The organism is Anaeromusa acidaminophila DSM 3853 (assembly GCF_000374545.1).
Classification (GTDB): Bacteria; Bacillota; Negativicutes; order Anaeromusales; family Anaeromusaceae; genus Anaeromusa; species Anaeromusa acidaminophila.
In genome coordinates this window covers 48460-67632 of sequence record NZ_KB894584.1, presented here as the reverse complement: position 1 = coordinate 67632, position 19173 = coordinate 48460, and the positions used below count along the sequence as shown (strand labels likewise).

The 19173-nt window shown below is 47.1% G+C and carries 20 protein-coding genes; 8 read left to right on the top strand and 12 right to left on the bottom strand.

Features of this window, described 5'->3' with window-relative positions:
* Positions 1-160 precede the first annotated feature (160 nt).
* The 12 genes from C508_RS0103060 to dnaA all read right to left on the bottom strand — a co-directional run bounded on the left by C508_RS0103060 (position 161) and on the right by dnaA (position 12079).
* Positions 161-1657, bottom strand: coding sequence for a DASS family sodium-coupled anion symporter (locus C508_RS0103060; RefSeq protein ID WP_018702069.1), 1497 nt, complete (start codon positions 1655-1657; stop codon positions 161-163).
* Between the two features lie 78 nt (positions 1658-1735).
* Positions 1736-2269 carry a 2-oxoacid:acceptor oxidoreductase family protein gene (locus C508_RS0103055; protein ID WP_018702068.1) on the bottom strand — a complete coding sequence of 178 codons (534 nt, stop codon included), beginning with the start codon at positions 2267-2269 and terminating at the stop codon, positions 1736-1738.
* A 1-nt stretch (position 2270) separates the two neighbouring features.
* Positions 2271-3089: a 2-oxoacid:ferredoxin oxidoreductase subunit beta gene (locus C508_RS0103050; protein WP_018702067.1), complete on the bottom strand. Its 819-nt coding sequence runs from the start codon at positions 3087-3089 to the stop codon at positions 2271-2273.
* A 12-nt stretch (positions 3090-3101) separates the two neighbouring features.
* A complete protein-coding gene (locus C508_RS0103045) occupies positions 3102-4238 on the bottom strand; it encodes a 2-oxoacid:acceptor oxidoreductase subunit alpha (protein WP_018702066.1) in 1137 nt (378 codons plus the stop codon).
* Between the two features lie 14 nt (positions 4239-4252).
* Positions 4253-4435 (bottom strand): 4Fe-4S binding protein, encoded by a 183-nt coding sequence (locus tag C508_RS0103040; protein WP_018702065.1) that lies wholly within the window; start codon positions 4433-4435, stop codon positions 4253-4255.
* A 181-nt stretch (positions 4436-4616) separates the two neighbouring features.
* The gene (gene gyrB / locus C508_RS0103035) at positions 4617-6533 is read right to left on the bottom strand and encodes a DNA topoisomerase (ATP-hydrolyzing) subunit B (protein WP_018702064.1); all 1917 of its coding nucleotides are present in this window, start codon (positions 6531-6533) and stop codon (positions 4617-4619) included.
* Between the two features lie 2 nt (positions 6534-6535).
* Positions 6536-6814, bottom strand: a complete 279-nt coding sequence (gene remB, locus C508_RS19765) for an extracellular matrix regulator RemB (RefSeq protein WP_027937787.1) — start codon at positions 6812-6814, stop codon at positions 6536-6538.
* Complete coding sequence (locus C508_RS0103030; RefSeq protein WP_018702063.1) at positions 6792-7646, bottom strand: DciA family protein; 855 nt, start codon at positions 7644-7646, stop codon at positions 6792-6794. The genes remB and C508_RS0103030 overlap by 23 nt, the downstream gene beginning before the upstream one ends.
* Positions 7634-8761 (bottom strand): DNA replication/repair protein RecF, encoded by a 1128-nt coding sequence (gene recF, locus C508_RS0103025; RefSeq protein ID WP_018702062.1) that lies wholly within the window; start codon positions 8759-8761, stop codon positions 7634-7636. The genes C508_RS0103030 and recF overlap by 13 nt, the downstream gene beginning before the upstream one ends.
* 3 nt (positions 8762-8764) lie before the next feature.
* A complete protein-coding gene (locus C508_RS0103020) occupies positions 8765-8986 on the bottom strand; it encodes an RNA-binding S4 domain-containing protein (RefSeq protein ID WP_018702061.1) in 222 nt (73 codons plus the stop codon).
* Between the two features lie 272 nt (positions 8987-9258).
* On the bottom strand, positions 9259-10374 hold the full coding sequence (gene dnaN / locus C508_RS0103015) for a DNA polymerase III subunit beta (protein ID WP_018702060.1): 1116 nt from the start codon (positions 10372-10374) through the stop codon (positions 9259-9261).
* A gap of 265 nt (positions 10375-10639) precedes the next feature.
* On the bottom strand, positions 10640-12079 hold the full coding sequence (gene dnaA, locus C508_RS0103010) for a chromosomal replication initiator protein DnaA (protein ID WP_018702059.1): 1440 nt from the start codon (positions 12077-12079) through the stop codon (positions 10640-10642).
* Between the two features lie 498 nt (positions 12080-12577).
* Between dnaA and rpmH the strand changes: the two genes are divergently transcribed.
* The 8 genes from rpmH (at position 12578) to rsmG (ending at position 18816) form a co-directional block, all read left to right on the top strand.
* Complete coding sequence (rpmH, locus tag C508_RS0103005; RefSeq protein WP_018702058.1) at positions 12578-12712, top strand: 50S ribosomal protein L34; 135 nt, start codon at positions 12578-12580, stop codon at positions 12710-12712.
* 54 nt (positions 12713-12766) lie between these two features.
* Complete coding sequence (gene rnpA, locus C508_RS0103000) at positions 12767-13129, top strand: ribonuclease P protein component (protein ID WP_018702057.1); 363 nt, start codon at positions 12767-12769, stop codon at positions 13127-13129.
* A gap of 11 nt (positions 13130-13140) precedes the next feature.
* Positions 13141-13335: a membrane protein insertion efficiency factor YidD gene (gene yidD / locus C508_RS0102995; protein ID WP_051086785.1), complete on the top strand. Its 195-nt coding sequence runs from the start codon at positions 13141-13143 to the stop codon at positions 13333-13335.
* A 59-nt stretch (positions 13336-13394) separates the two neighbouring features.
* A complete protein-coding gene (locus C508_RS0102990) occupies positions 13395-14030 on the top strand; it encodes a YidC/Oxa1 family membrane protein insertase (protein ID WP_018702055.1) in 636 nt (211 codons plus the stop codon).
* A 25-nt stretch (positions 14031-14055) separates the two neighbouring features.
* Positions 14056-14688: an RNA-binding cell elongation regulator Jag/EloR gene (gene jag, locus C508_RS0102985; RefSeq protein ID WP_018702054.1), complete on the top strand. Its 633-nt coding sequence runs from the start codon at positions 14056-14058 to the stop codon at positions 14686-14688.
* Positions 14689-14793: 105 nt separating this feature from the next.
* Positions 14794-16176 (top strand): tRNA uridine-5-carboxymethylaminomethyl(34) synthesis GTPase MnmE, encoded by a 1383-nt coding sequence (mnmE, locus tag C508_RS0102980; RefSeq protein WP_018702053.1) that lies wholly within the window; start codon positions 14794-14796, stop codon positions 16174-16176.
* A gap of 46 nt (positions 16177-16222) precedes the next feature.
* Positions 16223-18100 (top strand): tRNA uridine-5-carboxymethylaminomethyl(34) synthesis enzyme MnmG, encoded by a 1878-nt coding sequence (gene mnmG / locus C508_RS0102975; protein WP_018702052.1) that lies wholly within the window; start codon positions 16223-16225, stop codon positions 18098-18100.
* Positions 18097-18816 (top strand): 16S rRNA (guanine(527)-N(7))-methyltransferase RsmG, encoded by a 720-nt coding sequence (rsmG, locus tag C508_RS0102970; RefSeq protein WP_018702051.1) that lies wholly within the window; start codon positions 18097-18099, stop codon positions 18814-18816. The genes mnmG and rsmG overlap by 4 nt, the downstream gene beginning before the upstream one ends.
* Positions 18817-19173 lie beyond the last annotated feature (357 nt).

Genomic DNA, 19173 nt, shown 5'->3' with positions numbered 1-19173 from the left:
GAAAAAGATCTGTTTTAGCGCGTAGCGTGATTTAGTCGCAGCTGCCTGAAAAAAAGACGCCAACCTCTTCCAAAAGGCGGCGTCCACAACAAAATAATATATTGCACGCCGAAAAAGACCTATTCGTCTTACCCGGCATCGGGGAATCAATCAACCTTCCTTACACAAGTCCAAGCCACTTCCAGTAGGTGGCAGCCAGTACCAGCGTCAGCGCATAAGCGATAATGCATAACGGTACGCCGGTGCGGATAAAATCCTTAACCTCAAATGTTTCCGTCGCATACGCCACCATATTCTGCGGCGCATTGACCGGCAAAATAAAGCCGAAGCTAATGACATATTGCAGCAACATAGTCATACCTACAACATTAACGCCTGCTTCCGGCGGCATGCCCTGGAGAATGGAAATAATGATCGGAATCATCGCGGCCGCCAAAGCGGTCGCACTGGCAAAACCAAGATGAATAATGATCAAAAACGCAGCCAAGACCGCGAAGACGATCAAAGCCGGCATAGTCTGCAATCCGAACCAGCCTACAATCATTTTAGCCAGCCAAGCAGCGGCTTTAGTTGAAAGAATAGCCGAGCCTAAGCTAATACCCACGCCGAAGAGCAGCAGCGTACCCCAGGGAATCTTGCTCTGCGCTTCTTTCCAGGTCATAATGCCGATGCCGGGCAACAGCATCAAGGAAATAGCTGCAATGGTCGTCGAAGAGGTATCAAAATTGTGGAGTATTTTTTCCGTAGCCCAGAAACACAGAAGCACAATGGAAATAGCAAAGAGCTTTTTCTCTTCCGCCTTCATCGGACCTAATTGCGCCAGTTCCCTGGCAATTGTTTCTTTTCCGCCTTCGATTTCACGCGTTTCCGGCGGCATCATTTTCAACAAAATGTAGTATAGGACCACCGACATAATAATGGCGAACGGAGCGGCGGCAATAAACCAGTCCAGCCAGCTGATATATACGCCCAGTTGCTTTTCAATAAAGCCCAGAGCGATCATATTCTGCGCCGCCGCTGTCTTAATGCCCACATTCCAAATACTGTCCGCCTGGGCAATGGCGATCATCAGCATGCCTGCAAAACGGCTTTTCTTCTCCACGCCGAAAGCCAGAATAATCCCCATAACAATGGGTACCATACAGGATACGCGCGCTGTCGTACTGGGAACAAAGAAGCTCAAGAAAAAGCCGACAAAAATGACGCCGGCCAGCACCCGGTTGGTACGGGCGCCGATCTTCGACAAAATCACCAAGGCAATGCGCCGATCCAAGCCTGTTTTTGTCATGGCCGCCGCCAGGAACAAGGCGCCGCCGACCAAAGCCAGCGCCGTATTGCTAAAACCTCCCAGGGCCATGGTCAAGCCCTTGGAGGTCCCCAAGAGCTTGGCAGGACTTGCCACATCAGGAGCTGTACCCAAAAGAAAAGCCATTAACGACAAGATAACCGCAGCGCTTGTTGGATAGGAAACCGCCTCAGACATCCAAATGATAACGGAAAAAACTAGAATACCCAGCATGCGATGCCCTGCCGTAGGCAAGCCCGCAGGCGTCGGCAGCGCCAGGATGATTCCCAAGAGAATTACAGCCGCTGCTAAAAACAAATACTGCTTTCGGCAGTTGCTCTCAACGGAACCGCTTTGTGTTGTTTTCGACATACACTTCCACCTTTTCCTTAAAAACATTGAAACAAACTCTATCATTTTCTCAAGGAGTGTGAATTTAAGGCTATATCCTTATTTTTTTGCCGAAATCAAGGCCGCTCCTAAGGACAAAGCCTTTTGGTTGACTTCTTCCGTTCCCGCCGGTACGCGAGACAGCACGGCTTTAACTAAAGAGTCCTTCGTCACCACGTCCGTCAGCTCTACAATGGCTCCTAAAGCCACAATGTTGGCGAATAGATCTCGGCCCAGCTCTTCCTTCGCTGTCGCTGTAATCGGCAGCTCATAAACGCGGCTGAGACGCGCAGGAACTTCTTGCACCAACATGGAGTCGGTTATTAAAATACCGTCATCCGGCAAATCAGCCGCATACTTATCAAGAGCCGCTTGGGTCATAGCCAACACTAAATTGGGCTTAGTTACTTTTGGAAAATGAATGGGCTTATGGGAAATGAGCACTTCGGATTTACTGGAGCCGCCGCGGGCTTCCGGACCGTACGACTGCGACTGAATAGCCAACTTACCGTCTAAAATAGCCGCTTCCGCCAGAATAATGCCGCCTAAAATGAGGCCCTGGCCGCCGGAACCGGAAAGACGCAATTCCAACATCTTATTTGCCCCCTTTCTGCGCTTTGGCGATTACCTTATCGTATTCGCTTGTATATTCTGGCGCTTTGCTTTCATGCAGCACGCCAATGGTAAACTTGCCTTCCAGTTGTTCCGGCGTCATTTTTGCCGCCGCCGCTACCGGTACGGCATGCTCTTTCTGCCACTGCATCATCTGGGGCGCATTGCCGCGCTTGTTCTGACGTCCATACGAAATTGGGCACTGCGTAATGGCTTCCACCAAAGAAAAACCGTCGTTGGCAATGCCTTTGGCAATGGCGTCCACCAAGACTTGCTTGTGGAAGCAAGTCGCTCTGGCCACAAAGGTAGCGCCAGCGGCTTTCGCCAGCTCCGTAATGTCGAAATTGCGTTCAATGGTGCCATAGGGCGCTGTAGAAGCCTTACTGTCTACAGGAGTCAGCGGCGAATACTGCCCGCCGGTCATGCCGTAAATATTGTTGTTAAAGAGCACTACAGTCAAATTGATGTTGCGTCGCGCGGCATGAATGAAATGATTGCCTCCAATGGCAGTGCAATCGCCGTCGCCGGTGATGACAATAACATTTAAATCCGGCTCAGACAGCTTAATGCCGGTGGCAATAGGCAGCGCCCGGCCATGAGCGGAATGAACGGTATCAAAATCCAAATAGCCTGAAGCGCGGGAGGAACAGCCAATACCGGAAACAATAACCGTCCGGTCCTGATCCAAACCCATTTTATCGATAGCCTGTGCAATAGCCCCTGTCACAATGCCGTTGCCACAGCCGGGACACCAGATATGAGGCAGTTTGGGGCGAAAGTATTTTTCCACTATCTTTTCCATAGAGCGAACCTCCTACAATTTCACGTTGGCAATGGCCTGGAGCATTTCGTCCGGCAAAATGGCTTCGTTATTGTATTTGGCCAAGAGCTCTACCGGAACTTTTCCTTCCACTGCTTTTTTCACTTCGCCGACCAATTGGCCGCAGTTCATTTCCGCTACCAAAATATGTTTTACCTTGCCGGCCAGCTGCTGCATCTGCTTTTCCGCAAAAGGCCAAATAGTAATGGGGCGAAATAAGCCGGCCTTGATACCCTGAGCGCGGGCCATATCCACAGCCGCATAGGCCGTGCGGGCGGTACCGCCGTAAGCGACTACTGCAATGTCCGCATCCTCCAGGCAATACTCTTCGTACATCATAATGTCGTCCAGATTATTTTCCACTTTGCCATTCAGACGATCCATAAGCACTTGCGTCGCCTGGGAAGAGCCGTTAGGAAAACCGCTTTCATCATGCACAAGACCTGTCACATGGCTATGATAGCCTTGACCAAAAGGAGCCATCGGCGGTACGCCGTCCGTATCGGCTTTGTAAGGTAAAAATCCTTCGGTTTTCTTCGCCGGGACTTTGCGCTGCGGCTTTTGGATTTCATCATAACTGTCCGGCAGTTCAATACGCTCGCGCATATGACCGATTACTTCGTCCATCAGTAAAATAACGGGAGTACGATACTTTTCGGACAGTTCATAGGCCTTAATGGTCAGAGAAAAACATTCCGGCACGCTGGCAGGCGTCAGGGCAATGACCGGATGATCGCCATGAGTTCCCCAGCGAGCCTGCATTACATCCCCCTGTGACGGGGACGTAGGCTGCCCCGTACTGGGACCTACCCGCTGTACGTTGACAATAACCAAAGGCACTTCCGAAATCGTCGCATACCCTATCAATTCCTGTTTTAAGGAAAATCCAGGGCCGCTGGTAGCAGTCATTACTTTTTTGCCTGTCAAAGAAGCGCCGATAACAGCGCCAATACCGGCAATTTCATCTTCCATCTGAATAAATTTGCCGCCCACCTGAGGCAGACGTTTAGCAAGAATTTCCGCCACTTCCGTAGAAGGCGTAATCGGATAGCCTCCAAAAAAGGTAACACCAGCGGCAATAGCGCCTTCGGCGCAAGCCTGGTTGCCTTGCATAAGCATAACTTTTGGCACGTACGTCACTTCCTTTATTTTTGAATAAAAATAGCGTAATCCGGACAGCGTTCCTCGCATTGCTTGCACTGAATACAGGACGCCTCATCCGCCACTTCCACTTTGCTCAGTTCATTGACTTTCAACACCTTTTTCGGGCAAAACTCCACGCAAATTCCACAGCCTTTGCAACGATTCAAAACCAATTTAATCGCCATTCCCGTCACCTCCTCTGAACACTTGCCGTTTGCTACTGGTTAAAAACAAACAAATACTTCCTTATGTATCGTAAGACAGTTTTGATAACATTTCGAATACAATCGTCTGAACGGTAAAAAATAAAAACCGAACAGTCAAATAAATGACTGAACGGTTTTATTTATAAAACGATTTATTTTTTTAAATATCCAAATTGCGCACGCGATGCGCATAATCTTCGATAAATTTACGGCGCGGCTCTACCTTGTCGCCCATGAGCACCGTGAAAATCTCGTCAGCTTCCATGGCGTCTTCCATGGATACCTGCAGCAGCGTGCGGCGTTCCGGATTCATCGTCGTTTCCCAAAGCTGCTCCGGATTCATTTCGCCAAGACCTTTATAACGCTGTACCGCCACATTGCTGTCGCGACCAATACGTGTCAAATGCTGATCCAACTCATCATCGCTATACAAGTACGTATGATCCTTGCCTTTTTTGACCAAATAGAGCGGCGGCTGCGCAATAAATACATGCCCTTCCGCTACCAACGGCTGCATATAGCGATAGAAAAAAGTCAGCAACAGCGTGCGAATATGCGCACCGTCTACGTCCGCATCGGTCATAATAATGATTTTACCGTAGCGTCGTTTCGAAAGATCAAATTCCTCGCCAATACCGCTGCCAAAGGCGGTAATCATAGAACGAATTTCTTCGTTATTCAAGATTTTATCCAAACGCGCTTTTTCCACATTAATAATTTTACCACGAAGCGGTAAAATTGCTTGGAAACGACGGTCTCGTCCTTGTTTAGCGCTGCCGCCGGCGCTGTCGCCTTCGACCAGGTAAATTTCCGTCTGCTCCGAATCCCGGCTGGAGCAATCCGCCAGCTTACCAGGAAGACTGCTGATTTCCAAGGCGCTCTTGCGGCGCGTCAATTCCCTGGCTTTTCTGGCTGCCAAACGAGCGCGGGAAGCCATAACCGCTTTTTCAATGATTTTTTTGGTAATCGCCGGGTTTTCCTGCAAAAATTCGCCCAGCTTTTCGGAAACTACGCTGTCTACGATACCGCGGACTTCGCTGTTTCCCAGTTTTGTCTTGGTTTGGCCTTCAAACTGAGGCTCCTGGATTTTTATACTGATAACCGCTGTCAAACCTTCGCGGATATCTTCACCACTTAGGTTTTCATCGGCATCTTTCAGCTGATTCAATTTACGAGCATAGTCGTTAATCGAACGCGTCAAAGCCTGCTTAAAGCCGCTTAAGTGGGTACCGCCCTCTTGGGTATTAATATTATTAACGAAAGTAGAAACATTTTCCACATAGCTGTCATTATACTGCATAGCAATTTCTACTAACGTAGTTTCTTTGCCGCCATAAATGCAAATAGGCTCTGCATGGAGCACGTCTTTATTTTTATTGAGATGCTTTACAAACGAGCAAATGCCGCCTTCGTAATGAAATTCTTCTTCCTTGCCTTCTTCGCGCTCATCTTTAAGAGTCACGCGAATGCCGCGGTTCAAAAACGCCAATTCCCGTAAACGATGCTTTAAAGTATCGTAGCTATAAACCAGTTCTTCGAAAATTTCCTCATCCGGCCAAAAAGTAACTTTAGTCCCGGTTTCTTCGGTTTCGCCGATGACCGTTAATTTTTCTACGGTAATACCGCGTTCAAAAGCAATACTATACTTTTTCCCGCCGCGTTTTACTTCTACTTCCAGCCGTTTAGACAAGGCGTTAACAACCGAAACGCCCACGCCATGAAGACCGCCGGACACTTTATAGCCTTCGCCGCCAAATTTACCGCCCGCATGAAGAACTGTCAACACGACTTCTACCGCAGGCATGCCGGATTCATGCATGTCTACAGGAATGCCGCGGCCGTTATCCTGCACGCAAATGCTGTTGTCAGGCCGAATCTCCACTACAATATTATCGCAATATCCGGCTAACGCTTCGTCAATACTATTATCGACTACCTCATACACCAAATGATGCAGCCCTCGAACAGACGTACTGCCAATGTACATACCAGGACGCTTACGTACCGCTTCCAAACCCTCTAAAATTTGAATCTGCTCGGCGCCATAACTACCGTTAACCACGGTTTCTTCACTCATGTTTATCCTTGTCCCCCAGTACTGTTTTCATCATGAATATCCTCATAGATAAAAAGCGCTCGTTTCTTCAAAGTAACAGAAGAAATAGCTGAAAAATACAACTGATTATTAGTAACAACCACGCTTTTAGGATGTCCTTCGGAAATATCAATAATTTTTTGATTTTCCCGCGCGTGATTAATAAATTTACGATTAATAACAAATTTATTTGTCTTGTAATCGGTAATGGCAATGACGGAATCCAGCGGAATGACTACATCAGACCCTAGATGAAGAAACATATTTTTTCCTCCTGAATTTTTCTACAGTACTCATTTTCAACTCTTCCGTCAGCGCTTCCGGCTGCAACCCTGTTGTCAGCATGACCAGCGTGGATAAATGCAAATCGTCCAGCCTCTGCTCCTGTAAATCCCGTAGCAAACCGGCTAAAATATCCGCCTTCACCGAAGTATATTCGTAGGAAGTGCATTCTATATATTGGCGCAATTGTCCATATAAAAGCCAAGGAGCGCCTGTAAGCAATTCTCTAATGCGCTGTCGTTTATTACGTCTGCCTTCAAAAGCGCAGATAGAACATTCTTTTTCTTCCGGAGGACGCAGCCTGCCGCAAACAGAACAAGCCTGCCAACCATGTTCTTCTTTCCAGCGCCGAGAAAGGCGAATTTTCTTTAACAGCTTTAGGCTAGCGCCGCGCACGTCTTCGTCAGTGGCCGCAGCTGCTAACATTTTTACTTGACTTGCCTCTTCTTCATTCCAGCGAGCTTGATACCAATAGCGTCTTGGAGGGGCTTCCTCAATCTCAACTGTATTATCATTCGTCCTCGAACGTAAAATTCCTGCTTGGAAACGCAAATCACTAATTAGCTTCTCTCCGGTATACTGATGAATTTTTTTTAAAATATCCGATTTCAACAATGTCAAATGATGCGTCCATACCGAACTATCTACTGTAACCACCAGTACGCCAAACTCTACTTTTTGCGGTTGACTGTGGTCTGCAATATCATCCCCCACCAATTGACGCCAGTGACCAATCAAAGAATGCATGGCAAATGGTTTGGCTATATTCATTTTACGAATAGCCTGCGCCAAAACCGAGCTTAAAGGCTGCATGCGCCTCTCCTTTCCACACATCCCAACTGCACACGATAACATTCATCTTGGAGGCGGCTTGGAAAATAAGCGGCTTCCGTACCGGTAATAAAGGTCTGAATGCGTTCACGAATAAAAGACAGCAAATGCTCTCGACGCCCGGCGTCGAGTTCGCTCATCACGTCATCTAATAGAAGAACTGGATATTCGCCTGTTTCTGCTTTAATAAATTCCAATTCCGCCAGTTTAAGAGCCAAAACGCTTGTACGCTGCTGCCCTTGAGACCCATAAGCCTTTAAATCGGTGTCGTTCACTAAAAATTCCAAGTCATCCCGGTGAGGACCTACTCCAGTAGAACCTCTAAAAATATCCTGACGGCGACTGGCTTCCAACTGTTCTAAATACCAAGACGCATCAGGACATTCCAATCCTTTAGCGGCTCCCTGCAATTGATAGCGCACCGCCAACTCTTCTTTACCGTCAGTAATACGGCGCTGCATCAAATTAGCCAGCATCGAAAGCTTTTTAACCGCTTCTTGACGCCTAAAAACAAGCCAAGCCGCCAAAGGAGCCAATTGAGCGTCCCAAGCCGCCAACATGGCTTCATCAGCCGTTCTCTCACGACAAGAACGCAGCAACTGATTGCGCTGTAACAAAGCTCTATGATATTGTAGGAAATTTTTATAATATAAAGGATTTGACTGCGAAAGCTCGCTATCTAAAAAACGCCTGCGCAACTGAGGCGCTCCCTTCACCAGGAGCAAATCCTCCGGCGCAAAAAGGACAGCGTTAAAAAGACCTACCACCTCTCTCGCCCTAGCTGGTTGGCCATTAATTTGCACTTTTTTGCCGCTTCGCTTATTTTCCGGGCGTGACAGAATAAAATCCAAACGATGCGAAACCTCTTTACGGGAAAACAGTAAGGAAATGCTTCCCTGGGGCTGCTGCCACCGAATCATTTCCGCATCATTAGAAGTCCGATGAGATTTAGCAAAAGCGCAAAAATACAAAGCTTCCAAGATGTTGGTTTTTCCCTGTCCGTTATCTCCCAAAAAAAGATTAATTTGTTCTCCAACAGGCAGTTCTAATGTTTCATAGTTTCGCACATGTCGCAACGATAAACTTTGAATCTGCACAGATTAGGCCTCCGTCGCCACAACTTGCCATTTGCCGTTCTCGGGAATTTCCACTTTATCCCCTGGATACAGCTTTTTACGACGTTCTGTAGCAGCAACGCCGTTGACGAAGATTACACCTTCTTCAATCAGCCAGCGGACCTGACCGCCTGTTTCTACAGCGCCAACTAATTTTAACAGCTGATCCAGCTGTATGTAAGGCGTGGAAATTTCAACAGATTCCATCAGAGCCACCTCAATCCATATCTTTTAATTTTGTTTTGTCTGTTTTTACTATCATTGAAGTTTTAATGCTTTCATGAATGCTTCGATACAACAAAACGGCGCTGGATGCGCCTAAGGTCGGTTGTGCTAGGATTGCATGACAACCGACGTCACAAGTCTGGCTAAACAAGGAAGAAAACGCAGGCATAGCGACGCTCTGCCGGGGCTTTCTGACGCTGTTTCGCAGAAAAAGAGCTGTTTTAGCGAAGATATTAAGAAAGCATTATAGCTTCTTAAATTCTCATTGGCGTCACAATATACGTATACTGACTTTCTCCTACTGGCCGAATGGCCGCAGGACTTAAAGACGTATTCAAGGCAATGGTGCATTGCTCGGAATCGATATTTTTTAGAATATCTAATAAGAAGCGCGCATTAAAGGCAATCTCCAGCTCATTTCCTTCCAATTGGCAAGAAACGCTTTCCGAAGCAGTGCCAATATCCGGATTGCTGTAAACAATAGAAAGATGATCTTCTTTAAAGAACATCCTCACCGTATTATATTTTCCTTCCCGAACCAGCAGGAAAATACGCTCCATGGCTAACAGCCATTGCTGCGTATCAATCGTAGCTTGTGTTTGCACTTGCGTCAATAACACTTTGCGGTAATCAGGGAATTGTCCTTGAATTAAACGAGTAACTAAGTACACCGATCCAAAAACAAAAGCAACCTGTCCATCTAATAAATGTACTTGAATTTGCGTATTAGCCGGTACAATGCGGCAAATTTCGTTTAAAAGCTTAGCGGGAATAATCATTTTAGCGGTTGTTGTCGAAGGCTCTACTCCATTTTGAGCCAGCGCCATACGATGCGTATCCGTAGCTATCATTTGGATGACGCCTTCATTTATTTCTATCAAGCAACCTGTAAAAATAGGCCGTGCTTCATCACTGGAACAAGAAAAGCCAGTTTTCTTTACCAAATCTTTTAATACATGATCCAAAATTGAAAAAGAAGTACGTCCTTCTTGAGGTTTCAAAACTGGAAAATCTTGGGGTGGTATTGTTAAAAGCTGATAGTCGTAACGACCGGAAGCTTCTTCTGTACTAACCAGTTTTAAGGTATTCGAAGAAATGTCCTTAGATAAAGTGACCGTCTGTGAAGGTAAGCGACGAATCAAATCATAAAAGTAACGTCCAGAAACTACCATTTCACCTGGTTCTGCTATCTCCGCTTCCATCGTGTAAATCATACTTGTTTGATGGTCGCTGGCTTGTAATTGCAGGCAGCCGTCTTCTGCATTCAAATAGATCCCGCTTAAAACGGGGATTTGCGCCTTAGAGGGAACGGCAATTTGTACGGTTTGTAAAGCTTGATTCAATACGTCTTGTTGACAGGTTATTCTCATTTAGAAACAGCCTCCTTCAGGGCAGGTTTTCCTTATTAATACGTGCTTATATATATAGAAATTTTAGTCGTAATAGTAGTAGGGGGTGTGGGCTGTGTGGATAAGTGGATAGAGCTGTGGAAAACATTGAGTTTGCACTTGTGTGTAAGATGTGGATGTCCTAGCGTACAGTTATCCACAAAATTAACAGGAAAAAGAGGTGTAAAAGATATACACAGTTTATCGACAGGACATTCGAGCTATTGCGCACAGAGTTATACACAAACTACACATTTTCGATGCGTTTGATCAATTCTTTAAGGGTTTGACTGAGTTTAGCGTCTTCGTTTCGTTCCCGGCCGATCTTGTCATAGGCGTGAATGACGGTGGTGTGATCGCGGCCGCCAAACATCTCACCAATGCGCGGCAGGGAGGTGTCCGTTAGCTCCCTGGCCAGATACATGGCGATTTGCCGAGGGTACGTAACATTGCGGGTCCGTTTTTTAGCCAGCAAATCGTCGACTTTCAGTTTGAAATATACCGCCACAATGTCTTGAATCAGCTCTACGGTGATTTGCCGGGGCTGATTAGCGGGGAAAATGTCTTTTAACGTTTCCGTGGCGAGGGCGATGGTAACAGGTTGTTTGACAAGGGAGGCGTAAGCCATGACTCGGATCAGCGAGCCTTCCAATTCGCGAATATTGCTGTCGATGCGGCTGGCAATAAAAACGATGACGTCGTTAGGAACGTCTAAGTTTTCAATAATTGCTTTCTTACGTAAAATAGCAATACGAGTTTCTAAGTCTGGCGCTTGAATGTCAGCGATCATGCCCCATTCGAAGCGAGAGCGCAGGCGGTCTTCCAGCGTTTGAATTTCCCTTGGGGGACGGTCGCTGGATATAATAATTTGCTTATTGGCTTCATGCAGCGTGTTAAAGGTGTGGAAAAATTCTTCTTGGGTATGTTCTTTTTTAGAAAGAAATTGAATATCGTCTACGAGGAGGACATCAATATTGCGGTATTTTTGGCGAAAATCTTCCGGATTACCATCGCGGATGGAATTAATAAGTTCATTTGTGAATTTTTCGCTGGAAATATAGAGAACTTTTAAATGGGGATGGCTTTTTAAAATACGATGGCCAATGGCATGCATGAGATGGGTTTTACCTAAACCAACGCCGCCGTAAATAAAAAAAGGATTGTATACTTTTGCCGGGGCTTCGGAAACCGCTAGCGAGGCTGCATGGGCTAAACGGTTTGAGTTGCCAATAACAAAGGTTTCAAAAATATATTTTGGATTTAGAAAAGCAACCGGATCGTTGACGGTGGCGGAAGCGGAAGCAGAAGATACATCTTGAGTATTGTCAGTTTCTATTGCTGGAGTTTCCGGCAGGGAAGAGATATTTTGTACCAGAGGAACCGTTGCGGCAGGGTGGGCGATGATAGGAGCCGCCGCCGCTTCTTCGGCGATAGTTTCTACAAGACTTACTTTTATATGCATAGGGCGTTTTAAAATATGCTCCGCCGCTTGTTGCAATATGGGCATATATTTCGATTCTAGCCAGTCTTTACGAATTTGGTTGGGAGTGCCAATCACGAGTTCCTGCTCGTCGAGGTGCAGCAATGTATTAGGTTGAATCCATGTAGCAAACATGGGGTTTTTTATGGATTGTTGAATTTCTGCCAAGAGCTGTTCCCAGATAGCAGTAAGTTGTGATTGTTCCATAATAAGAATCGTCCTTTCTTGAATGGCCTCTTTTATCAACAAAAACCATACACAAAAAAATAAGTTATCCACAAACTATCAACAGATGTGTATAAAAAATGGAATAATAAGGGTTTTTGGCGAAAAAAAACAACAGCAACAGATTTTTAAAAAGTAAAAAGGCCTAATTATTTTCAGGATAATACGGCCCTTGCTGATTGTTGCTGTTTTTGTGGATAAAGTTGTTGATAAGTAGCGTGAGTTGTGGATAACTGTGGATATCTGCTGTGGATTTACCTTTTTTAAAGGTGTGCGCGGAACTTCTTGTGTGTCTATATTAGCAAAACAAAGGGAAGTTATCAACAGGTTTTTGTGTTATCCGCAGGGTAAAAAGCAAGTTATCAACAGGATATCTGGAATTAGCAAGGGATTTTTCTTGACACCTTCTTGCGTCTTGCATATAATTTGAATAGTTACGGGTACAACGGCTTTATGCCTGTAGCAAGGAGGTGCAACAGAATGAAGCGTACGTATCAACCGAATAATCTGTGGAAAAAAAGAACCCATGGATTTCGTGAGCGCATGAAGACAAAAGGTGGCCGTCTGGTTTTAAAGAAAAGACGCGCAAGAGGCCGCAAAAAACTGTCCGCATAATAGGCCGCCAAGCGTGGCCTATTTTTTCCATTCGGACTTCGGCTTGAGGAAAGCATGCATTGTTTTAAAAAGTGTGAGAAGCTACGCAAAAATCAAGAATTTCAAGCGGTATATAAAGAAGGACGTTCTTTAGCTAACCGCATGCTGGTCTTGTATGTACTTCCTGTAGAAGGCACGGAACGAAAAGTAGGCATTTCCGTCAGCAAGCGTTTGGGATGCGCTGTGGTGCGCAACCGTTGTAAACGACTTTTGAAGGAAGCGTTTCGTTTAAACCGTGATTATCTTAAAACAGGAGTGCAGCTTGTTTTTATTTGCAGAAAACCTATGGTGGGCAGCCATTATGAGGCTGTAGCCGAATCTTTTAGGCATATTTGTCGAAAAAGTAAGGTGTGGCAAACAGGGGGAGAGGAATCGTGAAGCGTTTGCTCATGGGAGCCATCGTTTTTTATCGAAAGTTTCTTTCCCCGTTAAAGCCGCCAACTTGTCGCTTTATGCCGACTTGTTCTGAATATGCTTATCTTGCGATTGAAAAATACGGCGTCGCCCGCGGTACCTGGATGGCTGTAAAGCGCTTAGCTAAATGCCACCCTTTTCACCCGGGAGGATATGACCCTGTACAATAGATAGAAAGTATTGACGTAAGTTTTTTTGTGGGTTTAAAAAAAAGACAGGATGTGAGATTTTGTTCGAATTATTCGATTCGGCGATTTTGGTATTACAGGATATTTTAAATATTTTTTACCAATTAACAGCAACGCTGGGATTTCCCAGCTACGGTTTAGCTATTATTTTGATGACTCTGGTCATTAAAATGCTTATGTACCCGTTGACTGTTAAGCAGGTAAAATCCATGAAGGGCATGCAAATTTTGCAGCCTAAAATGAAGGAACTGCAGGCTAAATACAAAGATAAACCGGAAAAACTGCAGCAGGAAATGATTAAGCTTTATAAGGAAACCGGCGTAAATCCCATGGCCGGTTGCTTGCCTCTTGTGCTGCAAATGCCTATTTTCATTATTATTTTTTACGGTTTGCGCGACTTTACCTTTAATGGTGCGACATCCTTTTTGTGGCTGGTCGATTTAGCGCAGCCAGATCCTTTGTACATTCTTCCCGTATTGTCGGCTTTGACGACATATTACCAGCAAAAGCAGACGTCAACAGAGATGAATCAGCAGGCGAAAATGATGCTGATGTTCATGCCTCTGTTTATCGGCTATATTAGTACGACCTTCTCCAGCGGCCTGGTATTGTACTGGGTAACGATGAATACGGTGCAGATCGTACAGCAATGGTGGATGAGCCGCGAGGCGGCGTAAGCTCGGATAAGGGGGCAGGAACAATATGCTGAAATCTGTGGAAAAAACGGCTAAAACTATGGAAGAAGCGCTTGCCAGCGCTTTGGAGGAGTTAGGTGTCAGTGAAGACCGAGTTACGGTGGAAATACTGGAAGAGCCTAGTAAAGGGCTATTTGGTTTTATCGGCGGCAAGCCGGCTCGGGTTTTAGTCAGCGTGCGTCCTTTGGATGCCTTGACTGTAGGAAAACAGTTTTTAAGCGACTTGTTTCAAGCCATGCATATTGCAGTAGAATTGGAAGTGGCTGTGCCGGAAGAAGAAGGCCCTGTGTCCATTAATCTGCGCGGTGAAGATTTGGGCATTTTGATTGGCAAGCATGGTCAGACTTTGGATGCGCTGCAATATTTGACGAATTTGGCTGCGAACCGTGATGCAGAAGAAAAAATGAAATTCGTCATTGATGTGGAAGAATATCGGCGGCGGCGGGCGGAAACGCTGACGCGTTTAGCGCAGCGCTTGGCCAGCAAAGTGAAGCGTATGGGCGAACCGGTTGTCTTAGAGCCGATGACGCCGCATGAGCGTAAAATTATTCACATGGCGCTGCAGGATGATCGCCGGATTTCTACGTATAGCGAAGGCGAAGAGCCGAATCGTAAAGTAGTAATTGCTTTAAAACGCTAGAAAATCGTAAAATAGCGTGATGAAATGGTGTGCAATGCCCCGCAAACTGGTGTACTTTCGCATGTACGCTATGTTGTGGGGCGTTTTTATTAAGGAGGAAGGATTATGGCTGAAGATACGATCAGCGCCATTGTGACGGCTCCGGGAGAAGCCGGTGTGGGTATTGTGCGTGTTTCAGGGCCGTTGGCGCAGACCGTTGGAGAGGCTTTGTTTCGGAGCGCTTCAGGACGTAAGCTTGCCGATTTGCCTTCTCACTATGCCTCGTACGGCAAAGTGGTAAATCCTGCAGACGATGCTATGGTTGATGAAGTATTGCTATTGGTGATGCGGGCGCCGCATTCGTATACCCGGGAAGATGTGGTGGAGATTCAATGCCATGGCAGTCATGTTTCCTTGCGTCGTATTCTCGCGTTAACCTTGTCTTGCGGCGCTCGGTTGGCCGAGCCCGGGGAATTTACAAAGCGCGCTTTTTTGAACGGTCGCTTGGATTTGACACAGGCCGAAGCGGTGATGGATGTCATCCGCGCTAAAACAGAAGCGTCTTTGCGGCTGGCGGTGCGGCATTTAGAGGGCGGTCTGGCTGCTGCTATTCGCGCAGAGCGGGAGCGCCTGTTGGCGTTAATCGCTCATATTGAAGCGCTGCTTGATTTTCCGGAAGAAGAGATTGAAGAAGTCAGCGCCCGTCAGGCTGCTGAGGGAGCTGCGTTAGGAGCAGCGAGTTTGCAGCGCTTATTAGATACGGCTGATCAGGGAAAAGTGTTGCGCGAGGGCTTAGCTACGGTTATTTTGGGCAAGCCTAATGTAGGCAAATCCAGCCTCCTAAATGCGTTAGTGCGGACACAGCGGGCCATCGTAACGGATGTTCCCGGTACGACGCGGGACGTGATCGAGGAATACGTAAATCTACGTGGCGTACCTTTGCGTATTATTGATACCGCCGGTATTCGTGAAACCGAGGATGTTGTAGAAAAGCTGGGGGTGGAGCGCAGCCGGCAAATGCTGCAGCAAGCGGATTTGGTGTTGGTGCTGCTGGATACCTCGCGTCCCTTAAGCGCAGAGGATAAGGAAGTGCTGGCGCTTTTGGGAGCGCAAAAAAGCCTGGTGCTATTAAATAAAAGCGATTTGCCTTCTTTGTGGGGTGAGGAAGAAATTCGCGCCTTGGCGCCGCAGCAGCAGGTGCTGCGTATATCTCTTGCCTCTGCTTCCGGCTTAGAGGAGTTGGAGGAAGCTATCATACAGCAGGTGTATTGCGGTGCGGCGAGTCAAGGAGAAGGGCTTTTAGCGGTTAATGTGCGCCAGGAGGCGCTCTTACAGCAAGCGGTGGGTCATTTACAGGAAGTAGGGGATGCAGCGGCTGCAGGCATGCCGCTGGATTGTTTGTCTATCGATTTGCGTGCCGCCTGGACTTTGCTGGGTGAAATTACTGGCGATACCGTGGGCGAGGATATGATTACGGAGATTTTCAGCCGGTTTTGCATCGGTAAATAAGTAAGCGCAAGGTGTCGGAGAGGACGCCTGCAAGGAGGATAAGGCTTTGTATCATGCAGGAAGTTTTGATGTGATTGTCATCGGCGCCGGCCATGCCGGCTGCGAAGCGGCGTTAGCGGCAGCGCGCATGGGCTGTTCAACGCTGGTGGCTACGCTGAACTTGGATAATATTGCCTTGATGCCGTGCAATCCGGCCGTAGGCGGATCTGCGAAAGGACATCTTGTGCGGGAAATCGATGCGTTAGGCGGCGAGATGGGCGTCAATACGGATCTTACTTGTATCCAGATGCGTATGCTCAATACCGGCAAAGGCCCTGCGGTCCACGCTTTACGGGCGCAAGCGGACAAGGTAGTATACCAGCGGCGTATGAAGGAAGTCATGGAAAACCAGCCTGGACTTTTCATCAAACAATTACTGGTAGAGGAACTGTTAGTGGAGCAGGGGGCTGTCAAGGGTATTCGCTGCGAAACGGGTGAGGTTTACGAAGCTTCCTGCGTAGTCTTGGCGTCAGGGACGTATTTGGGCGGTAAAATTATTATTGGTGAGACCGTTTACGCTGGCGGTCCTAATGGACAACGAGCAGCTGAAAATTTGACGGTTTCCTTGAAAAAGCATGGCGTTAAGTTAATGCGCTTTAAAACCGGCACGCCTGCGAGGGTTGACGCTCGTTCCTTGGATTTTTCAAAAATGATTGTTCAGCCAGGCGATGAGGAGTGTCATAATTTTTCTTTTCTTAGTGACGTAGCAACGAGAGAACAGCTTCCTTGCTGGCTGACGTATACCAATGCGGAAACGCACCGAATTATTCGGGAAAATCTGCATCGGGCGCCGATGTATACGGGCGTAGTGGAAGGCGTGGGGCCGCGTTACTGTCCGTCCATTGAGTCGAAGATCGTCCGTTTTGCCGAAAAAGAAGCGCATCAGCTTTTTGTGGAACCAGAAGGACGTAATACGCAAGAAATGTATGTACAAGGTATGTCTACCAGTCTGCCTATGGATGTGCAGCTGGCTTTTTTGCGGACCATCCCAGGTTTGGAAAAAGTAGAAATTATGCGCGCCGGCTATGCTATTGATTACGATTGTCTGGATCCGACGCAGCTGGCGGCGACGTTAGAACATAAGGAGATTGCAGGCTTTTTTTCCGCTGGGCAGTCTAACGGCACTTCCGGCTATGAGGAAGCTGCGGGACAAGGCTTGATAGCAGGAATTAATGCTGCCTGTAAGGTACAGGGCAAAGAGCCTTTGGTATTGTCCCGCAGTGACGCCTATCTAGGCGTACTGGTTGACGACCTGGTGACCAAGGGAACGAATGAACCGTATCGGATGATGACTTCCAGGGCGGAATATCGCTTGCTTTTGCGTCAGGATAATGCGGATTTGCGACTGACGGAAAAAGGACGCCAAGTTGGCTTGGTCAATGATGAACGATATGCGCGCTTTCAGGCTAAGAAAGCAGCGATCGAAGAAGCGGCGGCACAGCTGCGGGAGAGGCATATCGGACCATCTCCAGCGGTGCAGCAGGCGCTGGCGCAAATGGGAAGCAGCGAGCTGAAAAGCGGTATTTCTCTATATGGTTTGCTGCGTCGCCCCGAGGTGACCTACGCTATGCTAGAAGCGCATTTAGAAGCTCCTATTTTGCCAGCGGACGTAAAAGAGCAAGTAGAAATTGGCGCGAAATATGAAGGATATATTAAAAAGCAGCTGGAAGAAGTGCAGCGAGCGGAAAAACTGGAAAGTAAGCTGCTGCCGAGTCATGTGGACTATCTATCCTTGCAAGGGTTGGCTGTAGAAGCCAGGGAAAAACTGCAGGAGATTAAGCCGCGCTCGGTTGGGCAGGCTTCGCGTATTTCCGGCGTATCCCCTGCGGATATTGCAGTGCTGTTGGTACACCTGGAGCAGCGGCGCAGGGAGGAAGAAGCATGAGTTTTATAGAACATTTGCGGCAAGCCGCTGCGACAAGCGGTTATAATTTGTCTGAAGAACAGATTCGACAATTTGATATCTATTATCAATTATTGGTAGAGTGGAATCAAAAAATGAATCTGACCGCGATTACTGAACCTGCGGAAGTAGCAGTAAAGCACATGGTGGATTCTTTAACCGCTTTTGACGAGACATTGTTTTTTTCAGGCGCTTCCATAGCGGATGTGGGCACTGGCGCTGGTTTTCCCGGGGTGCCCCTAAAGCTGTTTCAGCCTGATTTGAAGCTGACTTTAATTGATTCTTTGCAGAAGCGTTTGAATTTTTTAACGGCTGTCATTGAGACCACCGGCATGAAAGACGTAGCGGTATTGCACTATCGAGCGGAGGAAGCCGGTCAAAAGAAAGAGCTACGCGAGGTATTTGATTTTGTTACTTCCAGAGCGGTAGCGAGGCTGCCGGTATTGTGTGAGCTGTGCCTGCCGCTGGTAAAAATTGGAGGTTATTTTATAGCTCTTAAAGGTGCCCAATATGAGGCTGAATTAGTTGAAGCAGAGCGCGCTTTGCGCGTTTTGGGAGCAGAAGTCGCGCAGGTGAAACCGGTGCAGCTCCCGGGTTTAGAGGATGTACGAGCAGTAATCTATTTGAAAAAAGTAAAGGCAACTCCTAAGGCCTACCCGCGCCGCGCGGGACTGCCGGAGAAAAAGCCATTGATCTAACGGGGGAACGTACATCGAACAAGAGTAGAGGGAGTCAAGGGAGGGTACGATAGGAGGGCTGAAAAGTAAGGAATACAGAAATAGCTATATTTATTTCCCGGGAAATAGGAAGCATGGTGAGATCCTATTACTTTCTTCCGCCTTCGCCGTCGCCCGCTATTCCTGTTTAAAATGTGCCACTCATTCGTACCCTCACGTGACTCCGATTCTCTTGTTCAATCCATTATCTGTGCCTCCGTTGCGCCGTATTTCGTGCTTCTAAAGGACTTTTGGTATCGTTATACAGGCTCTATGAAAACAAGATCAACGCATGCTATAATCAATGTAGCATTACATAGCTTCCCGATTTTGTGATAT